The sequence below is a fragment of the Pseudomonas sp. F(2018) genome, from assembly GCF_005508865.1.
In the GTDB taxonomy this organism is placed as follows: domain Bacteria; phylum Pseudomonadota; class Gammaproteobacteria; order Pseudomonadales; family Pseudomonadaceae; genus Aquipseudomonas.
Map to the genome: position 1 here is coordinate 1 of NZ_SCOM01000006.1, position 13,383 is coordinate 13,383.

13 protein-coding genes are annotated in these 13,383 nt (G+C 62.9%); 4 read left to right on the plus strand and 9 right to left on the minus strand.

All coding sequences use genetic code 11. The features are described 5' to 3' along the window. Positions 1–95: 95 nt before the first annotated feature. The 4 genes from msrQ to ilvC form a co-directional block, all read right to left on the minus strand. Entirely contained in the window at positions 96–725 is a 630-nt protein-coding gene (msrQ, locus tag FFS62_RS21280) for a protein-methionine-sulfoxide reductase heme-binding subunit MsrQ (RefSeq protein ID WP_137974865.1), read from the minus strand. Beyond that, positions 725–1,726, minus strand: a complete 1,002-nt coding sequence (msrP, locus tag FFS62_RS21285) for a protein-methionine-sulfoxide reductase catalytic subunit MsrP (protein ID WP_137974866.1) — start codon at positions 1,724–1,726, stop codon at positions 725–727. The genes msrQ and msrP overlap by 1 nt, the downstream gene beginning before the upstream one ends. 63 nt (positions 1,727–1,789) lie before the next feature. Then, positions 1,790–2,605: a CDP-diacylglycerol--serine O-phosphatidyltransferase gene (gene pssA / locus FFS62_RS21290; RefSeq protein WP_137974867.1), complete on the minus strand. Its 816-nt coding sequence runs from the start codon at positions 2,603–2,605 to the stop codon at positions 1,790–1,792. A gap of 156 nt (positions 2,606–2,761) precedes the next feature. Beyond that, positions 2,762–3,778, minus strand: coding sequence for a ketol-acid reductoisomerase (gene ilvC / locus FFS62_RS21295; RefSeq protein ID WP_137974868.1), 1,017 nt, complete (start codon positions 3,776–3,778; stop codon positions 2,762–2,764). A gap of 125 nt (positions 3,779–3,903) precedes the next feature. On the opposite strand from ilvC, the gene ilvY reads away from it, so the two are divergent. Next, entirely contained in the window at positions 3,904–4,785 is an 882-nt protein-coding gene (gene ilvY, locus FFS62_RS21300; RefSeq protein WP_137974869.1) for an HTH-type transcriptional activator IlvY, read from the plus strand. Positions 4,786–4,825: 40 nt separating this feature from the next. On the opposite strand, the gene ilvN is transcribed toward ilvY, so the two are convergent. Together ilvN and FFS62_RS21310 are read right to left on the minus strand one after the other, a co-directional pair. Continuing rightward, positions 4,826–5,317, minus strand: coding sequence for an acetolactate synthase small subunit (gene ilvN / locus FFS62_RS21305; protein ID WP_137974870.1), 492 nt, complete (start codon positions 5,315–5,317; stop codon positions 4,826–4,828). A gap of 2 nt (positions 5,318–5,319) precedes the next feature. Continuing rightward, positions 5,320–7,050: an acetolactate synthase 3 large subunit gene (locus FFS62_RS21310; protein ID WP_137974871.1), complete on the minus strand. Its 1,731-nt coding sequence runs from the start codon at positions 7,048–7,050 to the stop codon at positions 5,320–5,322. Between the two features lie 408 nt (positions 7,051–7,458). On the opposite strand from FFS62_RS21310, the gene FFS62_RS21315 reads away from it, so the two are divergent. Continuing rightward, complete coding sequence (locus FFS62_RS21315) at positions 7,459–7,890, plus strand: DUF4124 domain-containing protein (protein ID WP_137974872.1); 432 nt, start codon at positions 7,459–7,461, stop codon at positions 7,888–7,890. A 16-nt stretch (positions 7,891–7,906) separates the two neighbouring features. Here the strand turns inward: FFS62_RS21315 and FFS62_RS21320 are convergent, their stop codons facing one another. Genes FFS62_RS21320 through mrcB form a run of 3 tightly spaced genes read right to left on the minus strand, consistent with a single transcriptional unit; the run spans position 7,907 to position 11,291 of the window. Next, on the minus strand, positions 7,907–8,236 hold the full coding sequence (locus FFS62_RS21320; RefSeq protein WP_137974873.1) for a YqcC family protein: 330 nt from the start codon (positions 8,234–8,236) through the stop codon (positions 7,907–7,909). After that, on the minus strand, positions 8,236–8,949 hold the full coding sequence (locus FFS62_RS21325) for a tetratricopeptide repeat protein (RefSeq protein WP_137974874.1): 714 nt from the start codon (positions 8,947–8,949) through the stop codon (positions 8,236–8,238). Before FFS62_RS21325 ends, FFS62_RS21320 begins: the two co-directional genes overlap by 1 nt. A gap of 23 nt (positions 8,950–8,972) precedes the next feature. Next, a complete protein-coding gene (gene mrcB / locus FFS62_RS21330) occupies positions 8,973–11,291 on the minus strand; it encodes a penicillin-binding protein 1B (protein WP_137974875.1) in 2,319 nt (772 codons plus the stop codon). A 118-nt stretch (positions 11,292–11,409) separates the two neighbouring features. On the opposite strand from mrcB, the gene FFS62_RS21335 reads away from it, so the two are divergent. Both FFS62_RS21335 and FFS62_RS21340 read left to right on the plus strand, forming a co-directional pair. Beyond that, a complete protein-coding gene (locus FFS62_RS21335) occupies positions 11,410–12,972 on the plus strand; it encodes a bifunctional aminoglycoside phosphotransferase/ATP-binding protein (RefSeq protein WP_137974876.1) in 1,563 nt (520 codons plus the stop codon). Between the two features lie 56 nt (positions 12,973–13,028). Then, a complete protein-coding gene (locus FFS62_RS21340; RefSeq protein ID WP_137974877.1) occupies positions 13,029–13,373 on the plus strand; it encodes a pentapeptide repeat-containing protein in 345 nt (114 codons plus the stop codon). Positions 13,374–13,383: the final 10 nt, after the last annotated feature.

The window sequence follows — 13,383 nt, forward strand, 5'->3', positions numbered from 1 at the left end:
CCGGTCAATCTCTTTTTTTCATCCAACTCTTTGAATTTCAAGGAGTTTTCCGAGAGAACTGCGCCGGAAGTGGTGCGCATTATAGGGGACCAAATCTAACCGTCAACTCCTTTGTGCAAAGTTTTTGTCATCTTCTCGTGAAGGGCCGGCAAGGCGCTCGCCACACCCGGCAGACGCAAGAGCATCAGAGCGCCGCCGCATGCGGCATAGGCCAGCCACTCACCTATGTCGGAGCGCACTACCCACAGCATGTGCAGCAACGCCAGGCCGAGAATCGGGTATACCAATCTATGCAGCTGCCGCCAACGCGCGCCCAGGCGGCGCTGACTGTAACGATTGGAAGTCAGCGCGAGCGGCAGCAGGCCAAATAGCGCCAGCGCACCGACAATGATGTAAGGGCGTTCGCTGATATCCACCAGCAAACGATCAAAGCGCAGGCCGAGAATGAACAGCAGATAGCCGCAGAGGTGCAGCACTATATATGAGAAGCACCACAGCCCCAGCTGACGCCGCACCGCCAACCAGCCACCCCAGGCGGTCATGCGGCGAAGCGGGGTCATGCTCAGCGTCAGCAGCAATAAGATCAGCCCGCCCTGCCCCAAGTTATCCACCAGCACCTTGCCGGGATCGGGGCCGGTCAGTCGCTGCAATCCTTCGTACAGCCAATACGCGGGAAATGACAAGGCCACGAGAAACACCAACCCACGCCAGATCGGGAAGCGCATCAGTAATGCTTCCGCAGATCGAGACCGGCATAGAGGCTGGCCACTTCGTCATAGCCGTTGAACAGCCTGGTATCGACGACATTGGGACTGAACAGACTATTGGGTAGACGGCGCTCGGTCGCCTGGCTCCAACGCGGATGGTCGACGCCTGGGTTCACATTGGCGTAGAAACCATATTCGTCTGGCGCCAGACTTTCCCAGGTAGTTTTCGGCTGCTCCGCAACCAGACTGATGCGCACGATGGATTTGATGCTCTTGAAGCCGTACTTCCACGGCACCACCAGGCGCAGCGGCGCGCCATTCTGATTGGGCAGAACGCGTCCGTAGAGACCCACCGCCATGATCGCCAAGGGATGCATGGCCTCATCCATGCGCAGCCCCTCTACATAGGGCCAGTCGATCAGCGAGAATCCGGAGCGCACACCCGCCATCTGCTCTGGCGCCACCTTGGTTTCGAAACGGACGAACTTGGCATTGCCGGTCGGCTCGGCGCGTTTGAGCAAATCGGCCAGCGGGAAGCCGAGCCAAGGGATGACCATGGACCAGGCTTCGACGCAGCGCAGACGATAGATGCGCTCCTCCAGCCGATGCGGCTGGACCAGTTGTTCGAGCGATACCGGGCCAGGCTTGGCCACCTCGCCATCGATCATCACCGACCAGGGCTCGACCTCGAGCTTGCCGGCGTGGCGCGCAGGATCGCCCTTGTTAGTGCCGAACTCGTAGAAGTTGTTGTACTGCGTGACATCCGGATAGGGCGTCAGCGCCTCTTCACCCGCCGTTACCGCTTGCCAGCGCACATCGGGCAGCTTCTCGGCAAACCAGCCGGGCATTGAACCGGGCTCGACATGCGTGTACCGAGTGGCATCCGCTTGCGCTGGCAACACACTCAACGCCATGGCTCCGCCAGCAGCGGCCATGAAACGGCGCCGGGAGAGGTAAACGGCTTCGGGGGTGATATCGCATTCGCGCTCTGCGGATGCGGGAGGGGTCTTGATCAGCATGGCGGGCTCCACAGCCTGGACATCGAATGCGCCAGTAGACTGCGGAGCCGCGAGGAAATTACATCACTCGGCCGCTTTGCGCCGACGCAGTTGCAACAAATATTGCACAGGACCGGACGCCGCGTAGGCGAGGAAGATCAGCAGCAGGATGCGGGGCGGATCGCTGAACACCACGGCGAACACCAGCACCACGATCAGAATGGCCACGAAAGGCACACGCCCCTTGAGATCCAGGTCCTTGAAGCTGTGGTATTTGATGTTGCTGACCATCAGCGTCCCGGCGGCAGCCACCAACAGGGCGACCACGAAGGCCATGTTCGAGCCCTTGATGCCGAAGTCGCTGAAGGCCCACACGGTACCGGCCACCAATGCTGCAGCAGCGGGGCTGGCCAGGCCGATGAAGTAGCGCTTGTCGGCCTTGCCGACCATGGTATTGAAACGCGCCAGACGCAGCGCAGCACCGGCCACATAGATGAAGGCGACCATCCAGCCGACTTTGCCCAGGCTACCGAGAGCCCACTCGAAGGCGACCAGTGCCGGCGCGACGCCAAAGGCGACCATGTCGGACAGCGAGTCATACTCCGCGCCGAAGGCGCTTTGGGTGTTGGTCAGGCGAGCCACGCGGCCGTCGAGGCCGTCGAGCACCATGGCAACGAAGATGGCGATGGCGGCGTGATCGAACTGGCCGTTCATGCCGTTGACGATGGCGTAGAAGCCGGAAAACAGCGCCGCCGTGGTGAACAAGTTGGGCAACAGATAGATGCCACGGTGGCGGACCTTGCGGCCCTCGGCATCCTGGCCTTCCTCCACGTGTTCATCGATGGGCAGCAGGCTCTCCGGTTCGGGGGCCTTGCCGGAGTCCTCGGGACGTTCGTTCATGAACAATACCTTGCAGCGATTGGATGAGACTTCGACCGATACCACCGACGCAGGTTCGCCGGCGGCACGGCTAAACGAGTGGGCTTTATACCAGAAGCCCGCTACGCGCATAAAAAAACGCGGCCGAAGCCGCGTTCTTTTTCGAACATCGAAGACTCAGTTCTTGGTCTTGTCGACGATCTTGTTGGCGGAGATCCACGGCATCATCGCACGCAGCTTCTCGCCGACCACTTCGATGCCGTGAGCGGCATTGTTGCGGCGGTAGGCAGTCATGGACGGGTAGTTAGCCGCGCCTTCGCTGATGAACATCTTGGCGTATTCGCCGTCCTGGATGCGCTTCAGGGCGTTGCGCATGGCCTGACGGGATTCGGCGTTGATGACTTCCGGACCGGTCACGTACTCGCCGTACTCGGCGTTGTTGGAGATCGAGTAGTTCATGTTGGCGATGCCGCCTTCGAACATCAGGTCGACGATCAGCTTCAGCTCGTGCAGGCACTCGAAGTAGGCCATTTCCGGCGCGTAGCCGGCTTCGACCAGGGTATCGAAACCGGCCTTGACCAGCTCGACGCAGCCGCCGCAGAGAACGGCCTGCTCACCGAACAGGTCGGTTTCGGTCTCGTCCTTGAAGGTGGTCTCGATGATGCCGGTACGACCGCCGCCGACGCCGGCGGCGTAGGACAGGGCGACGTTCTTGGCATTGCCGGAAGCGTCCTGGTAGATGGCGATCAGGTCAGGGATGCCGCCGCCTTTGACGAACTCGGAACGCACGGTGTGGCCCGGGGCCTTCGGCGCGATCATGATCACGTCGAGGTCGGCACGCGGCACGACCTGGTTATAGTGGATCGAGAAGCCGTGGGAGAAGGCCAGGGTGGCGCCTTTCTTGATGTTCGGCTCGATCTCGTCCTTGTACAGGCGGCCCTGGAACTCGTCCGGGGTCAGGATCATGACCAGGTCGGCGTTGGCTACGGCGGTGGCCACGTCGGTCACTTTCAGGCCATGAGCCTCGGCCTTGGCGACGGTAGCGGAGCCCTTGCGCAGACCGATGGTGACATCAACACCGGAGTCTTTCAGGTTGCACGCCTGGGCGTGGCCCTGGGAGCCGTAGCCGATAACGGCGACTTTCTTGCCCTGGATGATGGAGAGGTCGCAGTCTTTGTCGTAGAAAACTTTCATGTTCTTGGCTCTTCTGGATCGAATAAAGGGGGTGCTCAGCACCGCTACGGAGGCACCTTAAGCCATCCTCTCCATTGCGTAAAATGATATATTTGCAATACAACATGCCGATATATGAAACGGATATGGACAGCCACGCACTCAAGCTTTTTCTTTCTTTGGCAGACAACCTGCACTTCGGCAAGACCAGCCGTGAACAGCACGTCAGTCCTTCCGCTCTTAGCCGCAGCATCAAGCAACTCGAAGATGAACTTGGCGCCCCGCTATTTCTGCGCGACAACCGCTCGGTGCGACTGACCCGCGAGGGCCAGCAGTTTCGCGAGTACGCCCAGGAAGTGATGAACGGCTGGCAGGCCATTCGTCAGACTTTCAAGCAGGACCAACTAATCCTGCACGGCGAGCTCTCCCTGTATTGCTCGGTCACGGCCAGCTACAGCTTTCTGTACGACATCCTCAGCAGCTTCCGGCAGAACTACCCGCGCATCGAAATGAAGCTGCACACCGGCGACCCTGCCAAGGCCGTCGAGCGCGTGCAGCAGGAACTGGAAGACCTGGCCATCGGCGCTCGCCCGGACAACCTGCCGGCCGACGTCGAGTTTCAGCCCATCGCCCGTTCCGAGCTGCGCTTCATCGGTCCACAGTCGTCACAGCTACTCAGCGACGAGCAACTGAAACACCCCAGCGCGGAAAGCTGGAAAGACGTACCGATGATCCTCTCGGAAGAGGGACTGGCGCGAACCCGCACCGACCGCTGGCTGAAGAGCCACAACATCAAGCCGCGCATCTACGCCCAGGTGAGCGGCAACGAGGCCATCGTCAGCATGGTGAGCCTGGGGTTCGGCATCGGCGTGGTGCCACAGATCGTCCTGGACAACAGCCCGCTGACCGCGCGCATCCGCATCTACGATATCCAGCCGCCGCTGACCGCCTACGACATCGGCCTGTTCGCCCTGCAGAGGCGCCTCAAGGACCCGCTGATCGCCGCCTTCTGGAACCGCCAGAAATAAAAAGCCCCGCACTGGGCAGGGCTCTTTCGCAACATGACGATCAGATACTCAGGACTTTATCGCCACGCGCAATACCGGTGACACCGCTGCGCACGGTCTCCAGGATCGACGCGGTGCCGATGGCCTGGATGAAGCTGTCCAGCTTGTCGCTGGTACCGGTCAGCTGGATGGTATAGACGCTGCTGGTCACGTCGACGATCTGCCCGCGGAAGATGTCGGTGGTGCGCTTGACCTCGGCGCGCTGGGCGCCGGTGGCCTTCACTTTCACCAGCATCAGCTCGCGCTCGATGTGCGCGCTTTCCGACAGGTTCACCAGCTTGACCACTTCGATCAGCTTGTTGAGGTTCTTGGTGATCTGCTCGATCACATCGTCATGCCCCACGGTGGTCAGCGTCAGACGCGACAGGGTCGGGTCTTCGGTCGGCGCCACGGTCAGGCTTTCGATGTTGTAGTTGCGCTGGGAGAACAGGCCAACCACGCGCGACAGGGCACCGGGTTCGTTTTCCAGCAACAGGGAGATGATATGGCGCATGTTCAGGTCCGCTCCGTCTTGCTCAGCCACATGTCACGCATGGCACCGCCGCGAATCTGCATCGGGTACACGTGCTCGCTGGTATCGACGGCGATGTCGAGGAACACCAGGCGGTTCTTCATGGCGAAGGCTTCTTCCATCTTCGGCTTGAGGTCTTTCAGGTCGGTGATGCGCATGCCCACGTGACCATAGGCCTCGGCCAGCTTGACGAAGTCAGGCAGCGATTCCATGTAGGAGTGCGAATAACGGCTGCTGTACTGCATGTCCTGCCACTGGCGAACCATGCCCAGAGCACCGTTGTTCAGGTTGATGATCTTCACCGGCAGGTCGTACTGCAGGCAGGTCGACAGCTCCTGGATGTTCATCTGGATGCTGCCCTCGCCGGTGACGCAGGCCACGTCGGCTTCCGGGAAGTTCAGCTTGACGCCCATGGCGGCCGGGAAGCCGAAGCCCATGGTGCCCAGGCCACCGGAGTTGATCCAGCGATTGGGCTTATTGAAGCGGTAGTACTGCGCCGCGAACATCTGGTGCTGGCCCACGTCGGAAGTGACGTAGGCGTCGCCACGGGTCACTTCGCTGAGGGTCTCGATCACCGCCTGCGGCTTGATGATGCTGCCGTCACCCTCGTTGTAGGGGAACAGGCGGCCGCTACCACGCCACTCGTCGATCTGCTTCCACCAGTTGGCGACGGTTTCCTTGTTCGGGGTCTCGCCGATTTCCTTGAGGATGGCGACCATCTCGGTCAGCACGCTGTCCACCGGACCAACGATCGGGATGTCGGCCTTGACGGTCTTGGAGATCGAGGCCGGGTCGATGTCGATGTGAATGATCTTGGCGTTCGGGCAGAACTTGGCCGCAGTCTCGCCATTGATCACGCGATCATCGAAACGCGCACCGACGGCCAGGATCACGTCGGCGTGGTGCATGGCCAGGTTGGCGGTGTAGCTGCCGTGCATGCCGAGCATGCCGACGAACTGGCGATCGGTGCCCGGGAAGGCGCCAAGCCCCATGAGGGTGTTGGTCACCGGGATATTGAGCATGCGCGCCAGCTCGGTCAGCGGCTCGGAAGCGCCGCCCATGACCACGCCGCCACCGGAGTACATGACCGGACGCTTGGCGGCCAGAATCATCTCGGCGGCCTTGCGGATCTGCCCGGAATGACCACGGGCAGCCGGGCTGTAGGAGCGCAGCTTGACCTTCTTCGGGTAGCTGTACTCGAACTTCTGCGACGGATCGCCCATGTCTTTGGGAATGTCCACGACCACCGGGCCGGGACGGCCGGACTGGGCGAGGTAGAAAGCCTTTTTGATCACTTCGGGGATTTCCGAAGGATGCTTGATGATGAAGCTGTGCTTCACGATCGGACGCGAGATACCGACCATGTCGGTTTCCTGGAAGGCGTCGGTACCGACCACGGTGCTGGGCACCTGACCGGAGATGATCACCATCGGGATCGAGTCCATGTAGGCGGTGGCAATGCCGGTAATGGCATTGGTCGCCCCCGGGCCAGAAGTCACCAGCACCACACCGGCCTTGCCGGTGGCACGGGCGTAGCCGTCGGCCATGTGAGTGGCGGCCTGCTCGTGACGAACCAGGATGTGGGTAACTTCCGGTTCCTTGAACAGGGCATCGTAGATGTGCAGGAGGGCACCGCCCGGGTACCCATAGATGTACTTAACGCCTTCGTCACGCAACGAGCGGACGACCATTTCAGCGCCGGATAAAAGCTCCACGTTGTTCACCTCTAGAACGCCAGATCACCACCCGACAACGAGTGGTCCTTTGAGTAGGTCTTACTGGTCAGCGGACGGGCGCGACTGTGGTCGCTGATAATGCAGGGGTCTGCCTGACGAGTAGCGGAACGGCCCAATCTTGCGGAGCCCTTCCTTCCCAGCGCGAGGTAACGCGTTGCGGGTGTAACGGGGGTCGGCACGGGTAGCGCCTTTTTCCACTGAGCTGAGGGACGCTTGCGGCGGACCTCACAACAGCAGGAGGGACCGATTGTTCGGATTAGCGAACGCCAAGTCAAGTTATACGTCACAGTTTCTTGCGCTGCCGGCTTGTGACATGGCGCAGGATGAAGATTCGCGGGTTTTGGTTATAGTAACGGGCAGGTTTTGCTGCCGATAAAAGGAAACGACATGCGTCGCATGATTCTCGCGTGCAGTGTGCTGCTCGCCCTGAGCACTGGTGCCACTGCCGGCCAGATTTACAAGTGGGTGGATGGCCAAGGTAATGTTCACTTTGGCTCGCAGCCGCCGGAGGGGCAGGAAGCCGCGTCGGTAAATCCGAACATTTCCCAACCCAAGGTCGCCCCTCCTCAACCGAAAGCCGCTGCCGAATCAGGCGACAAGCAGCAGGAGACAGTCGACGAGAAGGTCAAGCAAGACGTTGCCAAGCAAGAGGCAGAGCGCAAGAAATACTGCGAAGATGTCCGCACGGACCTAGCACAACTGCGCAACAACCCTCGGATACGCGTGGAAGAGAAGGGAGAATTGCGCCGCTTGAATGAAGAGGAGCGTCAAGCCAGAATCGCCGAAAGCGAAAAGGCGATTGCGGAACATTGCAAATAGAAGAAACCCGGAGCGCTCAATGAGCGCTCCCAATCAACCGATCGAACTCCCCCAGCGCCGCCAGCAACCCTCGCGTTTGAGCCTCACTGCCAGGCCAGCTCATTTCTGCCATCTCACGAATACCGGAAACCGACGGCAATGGCCCATCGGACTCCAGCAGCTGCTTCATCCGTGGCAGAAAAATCCACTGCAGCCAGGCCCCGAAGTCCAAGGTATCGACGCAGAACGGCTGTTGGCTGGCCAGCGCCTCGGCAGACGGCGACTCGGCCGACCACATGCCCAGCACACGCAACTCTCGCTCGATCAGCAGAAGCTGATCGGCCAACGCCGAGAAGCGCGAGTCCATCAGAGATTGACCCGCGCCCGCTCACGGGCCTGGGCGGCGCCAGCGGGGTCGCCCTGACGCTCACGAGCCTGGCCGATCAGGCCCCATAGGCCGGCCTGCAGGGCCGGGCGACCACTGGCGAAGCTCAGACCACGGCGCGCCAGCTGTTCGGCCTGGGCCGCATCCCCTTGGGCCAGACGCACCTCGGCCAGGCGATAGAGCACCTGCGGCTCCCGCGGGGCGATGCGCTGGGCACGCTCCAGGCTGGACGAAGCGCCTTCCAGATCACCACTGCCCTGTTGCTGCTGGGCACTGGTGAGCAGCGCTAGCACCGGACCATCCAGCTGCTCATCACCGGCCAGGCTACCGCCAGTGGGAATGCCACTGGGCGCGCTAGGCTGCTGATAGGCACCCGCGCTGGAAATCGGACCACTGCTCAGCGGCGCCGAACCGTAGGTAGCCGGCGTCGCGCTGCTGCCATCCGGATAGGTTTCCAGCGGCGCGGACGTCACGCCGCCCGGCACCATTACCACCACGCCGGAATCCTCCGGCAGGCTCTGGGGCTGCGCCTGTTGCGGCTGGGCACTCGTTGCGCCGCGGCCGGCGAAGGCGCCCTGCTCGTCTTCCATCAGGCGACCTGAGGAGTCCTGCACCGGAATCGCCCCCCTGGGCACACTGGCACATCCGGACAGAACCGCCGACGCCAGCATCACGCAAACCCACCACTTAGCCATGCATTTTTCTCACTTCAGCGAATTCAGTTGAGCCAACCACGCACCCAGTCCATCACGTTGTCCGCCGGCGCCTCCAGCAGGCCGCAAGGCTGACCGGGAGCCGGCTCGCTGCCACGGATATAGGGTATTTCCACGGCATTCGGGCAGCCAGCGGCGGAGCCCTGGCCGCTATAAGCGTCCACCCAGGCCGGCGTGACATTGTCCGGCATCGGCATGTCCAGCGGCAGCGGGTCGGCCTTTTTCATGAAACCGGTCCAGACCTGCAGAGCGCCGGTGGCGCCGGTCAGCGGTGTCGTGCCGTTGTCGTCGCGGCCCATCCATACCACTGCCAGCAGATCCTGACTGAAGCCGGCGAACCAGCTGTCACGCGAGTCGTTGCTGGTACCGGTCTTGCCAGCCAGATTCAGCGACGCCGGTAGCTGACTGTACACCGAGCGCCCGGTGCCTTCGCGCATCACTCGTTGCATGGCGTTCTGCACCAGGTAGATGGCACCCGGATCGAAACGCTGCTGGATCTGGAAGGGGTAGCGCTTGAGCGGCTCGCCCTCGGCGGCCAGCACACTGCGAATACCGCGCAACGGCGTATTGAAGCCGCCGTTGGCCAGGGTCTGGTACATGGTGGCCACTTCCATCGGGCTCAGCGCGCCAGCGCCCAGCAGCATCGACGGATAGGCCGGCCACTCGCGCTCGACGCCCAGGCGCTCGAGGGTTTTGAGCACATTCGGCACGCCCAGTTCCAGGCCCAGCTTGGCAGTCGACAGGTTGTAGGAGTTGGCCAGGCCCTGATAGAGATAGATGGAACCGTGGGCCTTGCCGTCGTAGTTCTTCGGCCGCCAGACCTGGCCATCCTGGCCCTTCACCGAGAACGGCGTGTCCTCCAGCCAGCTAGTCAGGGTGTACTGGCTCGGACGCTCAAGGGCGGTGAGATACACGGCCGGCTTGATCAGCGAGCCGATCGGTCGATTGGCGTCCAGCACCCGGTTGAAACCGGCGAAGCGCGGCTGGCGACTGCCGATCAGCGCCTGTATTTCGCCAGTCTCCGGATTGGTCACCACCATGGCCGCTTCCACTTCGTCCACACCCTTGCGCCCGGACAAGCGCTTGAGGGTCTCGCCCAGCGCCGACTCGGCCTTGAGCTGCAGGATCGGATCGAAGCTGGTGAAGATGCGCAGGCCTTCTTCGGTCAGGTCTTCCTCGCGGTAGTCCTCGCGCAGTTGGCGCTTGACCAGATCGAGGAAGCCGGGGAACGAGCTGTCGGCCAGGCTACCGCGCTTGGTCACGCCCAGCGGCTTCTGCTTGGCTGCCTCGGCCACTTCGGCGGTGACCACGCCCTGCTCCGCCAGCAGATCGAGCACCAGGTTGCGGCGCTTGAGCGCCAGCTCCGGGTTGCGCCGCGGATTGTATACGGTCGGCCCCTTGACCATGCCGACCAGCAGGGCCACCTGCTCTAGCTTCAGCTCGCCGAGCGGCTGACTGAAGAAGTACTGGCTGGCCAGACCGAAACCATGCACAGCGCGCTGGCCGTCCTGACCGAGGAACACCTCGTTGAGGTAGGCCTCGAGGATCTCCTTCTTGTCGTAGTGCAGCTCCAGCAGCACCGCCATCATGGCTTCGGTCAGCTTGCGGGTCAGGCTGCGCTCGCTGGTGAGGTAGAAGTTCTTCACCAACTGCTGGGTCAGGGTACTGCCGCCCTGGCGCAGCTGGCCGGCCGTGGCGTTGATCCACACGGCGCGGGCGATGCCCTTGGGCGACACACCAAAGTGATTGAAGAACTCGCGATCCTCCACCGCCACCAGGGTTTCGACCAGGTAGGGCGGCACCTGATCCAGCTTGATCAGGATTCGATCTTCATGGTGCGCCGGGTACAGGCCGCCGATCAGCAGCGGCTCCATGCGCGCCACCGCCAGCTTGGCGCCACTGCCCTGATTGAGGCCGGCCACGTAATCGCCGGAGAACTTCACCCGCACCCGCTGGGCCGGCTCGTTACCTTCGTAGAACTGGAAGCCGCGGGTATGCAGGTCGACCAGATTGCCGTTCACCGCCGCCGCACCCGGGCCGTTGGCGGCGCCTTCGCGACGATAGCCGAGGGCATCCAGCTCGGTAAGGAAGTCTTCCTTGCTGAGCTTCTGGCCAACGAACAGCTCCAGCGGCCGCGCATAGACCTTGGCCGGCACCGTCCAGCGCTTGCCGGAGAATTTCTCCTGCACCACGGCGTCCAGGTAAACGGCGAAACCGGCCAGCAGCACCAGGCCGACCAGCGACAGTTTGAACAGCCAGCCCAGCCAGGAACGGCTGCTGGCGCGGCGCTTGGCGCCTTTGCGGGGGGTACGGGAACGAGTCATGGCGCGGCATTATACGCACTTTGCCAGGGGCCGACAGGCGCGCCCCGGCGGTTTGCAGAGCGCCTCACAGCGGCCATAATGCCGCCTCTTATCGATGCCAGAAGCACAAGGAAAGACCGTGAGCCAAGCCCTGATCGCCGCCCTGCAGAACCCGGCCCTCTACCCCCATCCGGTGGAAGGATTCCAGGTCATCGAGACGCACATCTCCTGGGTGCTGCTCACTGGTCCCTACGCCTACAAGATCAAGAAGCCGGTCAACTTCGGCTTTCTCGACTTCACCGACCTGAGCAAGCGCCAGCACTTCTGCGGCGAAGAGCTGCGCCTCAACCAGCGCCTGACCGAGGGCCTGTACCTGGACGTGCTGCCGATCACCGGCAGCGAGAATGCCCCGCAACTGGGCGGTGAAGGCGCGGCCATCGAGTACGTGCTGAAGATGCGCCAGTTCCCGCAGACCCGACTGCTCAGCGCGGTGCAGTCGCGCGGCGAGCTGACCCCGGCGCATATTGACGCCTTGGCCCAGCAGATCGCCGACTTCCACGGCCGTACCCCGGCCGTGGCTGTCGATCACCCGCTGTGCGAGCCACAGGCCATCGTCGCGCCGATGCGGCAGAACTTCGTACAGATCCGCCCGCTGCTGTCCGACGCCGCCGACCTGCGCCAACTCGAGGCCCTGGAAGGTTGGGTGGAAACCAGCATCGCCCGCCTGGAACCTCTGCTGGCCCGGCGCGCCGAGGCCGGCGCGATCCGCGAGTGCCATGGCGATATCCACCTGGGCAACGCCACCCTGCTCGACGGCAAGGTCGTGCTGTTCGACTGCATCGAATTCAACGAGGAATTCCGCCTGATCGACACCGCCCTGGACGCCGCCTTCCTCGCCATGGACCTGGAAGACCGCGGCCTCAAAGCCTTGTCGCGACGTTTCGTCAGCGCCTGGCTGGAACGCAGCGGCGACTACGACGCCCTGGAGCTGTTCAACCTCTACAAGGCCCACCGCGCCCTGGTGCGAGCCAAGGTCGCGCTGTTCAGCCTGGCCCACCAGAGCGACGCGGTGCAGAAGGCCGCCACCCTGCGCCAGTACCGCAACTACGCCAACCTGGCGGAAAGCTACAGCGCCATTCCCACGCCGTTCCTGGCCATCACCAGCGGCGTCTCCGCCGTCGGCAAGAGCCAGGTAGCGCTGCGCCTGGTCGAAGCCCTGGGCGCGATTCGCCTGCGTTCGGACGTGGAACGCAAGCGCCTGTTCGGCGAGCAGCCGGATGCCGCCAAAGGCGGCTTGAACGACGGCATCTACAGCGCCGAAGCCAGCACCGCGACCTATGCCCGGCTGCATCAACTGGCGGAAAGCGCCCTGCACGCCGGTTTCCCGGTGGTTCTGGACGCCGCCTACCTCAAGCACGACCAGCGCGCCGCCGCCTGGCAGGTCGCCGAGCAGAATGGCGCGCCGTTCCTGATCCTCGACTGCCAGGCTCCGCAGGACGTGATCGCCGCCTGGCTGCAGCAACGCCAGGCCGAGGGCAACGACCCGTCCGATGCCACCCTCGAAGTGATCCAGGCCCAGCAGGCCAGCCGCGACGAACTGAATGCGGACGAGCAGGCCCACAGCCGCCGCGTCGACACCCACCAGGCGGCTAGCCTGGACGGCCTGATCGACAGCATTCGCCAACGCCTGCCCGGGCTCTGAGTCGCGTCCCTCGGGGACTGTCTATACTGCCGACAGGCCCTGAATGGAGGCACCCCATGAGCCAGCCCCGCCAATTGGATAACCCGCTCTACCGCCTGCTGCGTGACGAGAAGGTTGCCGACTTCAACAAGCAGAAACCCAAGGACGGCCCCGTCGACCTGCGCGGCGCCGATCTGCGCGGTCTCGACCTGCGTCTGCTGGAAGCCAGCCGCATCGACTTCACCGACGCCTATTTCCGTGGCGCCGACCTGCGCGGCCTGGACCTGCGCGAGGCCAACCTGGAAGGCGCCAGCATCGCTCACGCGCAGATCTCCGGCGCCTACTTCCCGGCCCAGCTGTGCGCCGACGAGATTCTCCTGTCCATGCAGTTCGGCACCCGCATGCGCTATCGCCCCCTCTGACGCCGAGGCT

Bases quoted from the DNA above. Each gene is read 5' to 3' on its own strand.
- FFS62_RS21340 (WP_137974877.1), top strand. From the start codon at position 13,029: ATGAGCCAGCCCCGCCAATTGGATAACCCGCTCTACCGCCTGCTGCGT.
- ilvC (WP_137974868.1), bottom strand. From the start codon at position 3,778: ATGAAAGTTTTCTACGACAAAGACTGCGACCTCTCCATCATCCAGGGC.
- FFS62_RS21320 (WP_137974873.1), bottom strand. From the start codon at position 8,236: ATGGACTCGCGCTTCTCGGCGTTGGCCGATCAGCTTCTGCTGATCGAG.
- mrcB (WP_137974875.1), bottom strand. From the start codon at position 11,291: ATGACTCGTTCCCGTACCCCCCGCAAAGGCGCCAAGCGCCGCGCCAGC.
- FFS62_RS21315 (WP_137974872.1), top strand. From the start codon at position 7,459: ATGCGTCGCATGATTCTCGCGTGCAGTGTGCTGCTCGCCCTGAGCACT.
- ilvY (WP_137974869.1), top strand. From the start codon at position 3,904: ATGGACAGCCACGCACTCAAGCTTTTTCTTTCTTTGGCAGACAACCTG.
- msrP (WP_137974866.1), bottom strand. From the start codon at position 1,726: ATGCTGATCAAGACCCCTCCCGCATCCGCAGAGCGCGAATGCGATATC.
- msrQ (WP_137974865.1), bottom strand. From the start codon at position 725: ATGCGCTTCCCGATCTGGCGTGGGTTGGTGTTTCTCGTGGCCTTGTCA.
- pssA (WP_137974867.1), bottom strand. From the start codon at position 2,605: ATGAACGAACGTCCCGAGGACTCCGGCAAGGCCCCCGAACCGGAGAGC.
- ilvN (WP_137974870.1), bottom strand. From the start codon at position 5,317: ATGCGCCATATCATCTCCCTGTTGCTGGAAAACGAACCCGGTGCCCTG.
- FFS62_RS21325 (WP_137974874.1), bottom strand. From the start codon at position 8,949: ATGGCTAAGTGGTGGGTTTGCGTGATGCTGGCGTCGGCGGTTCTGTCC.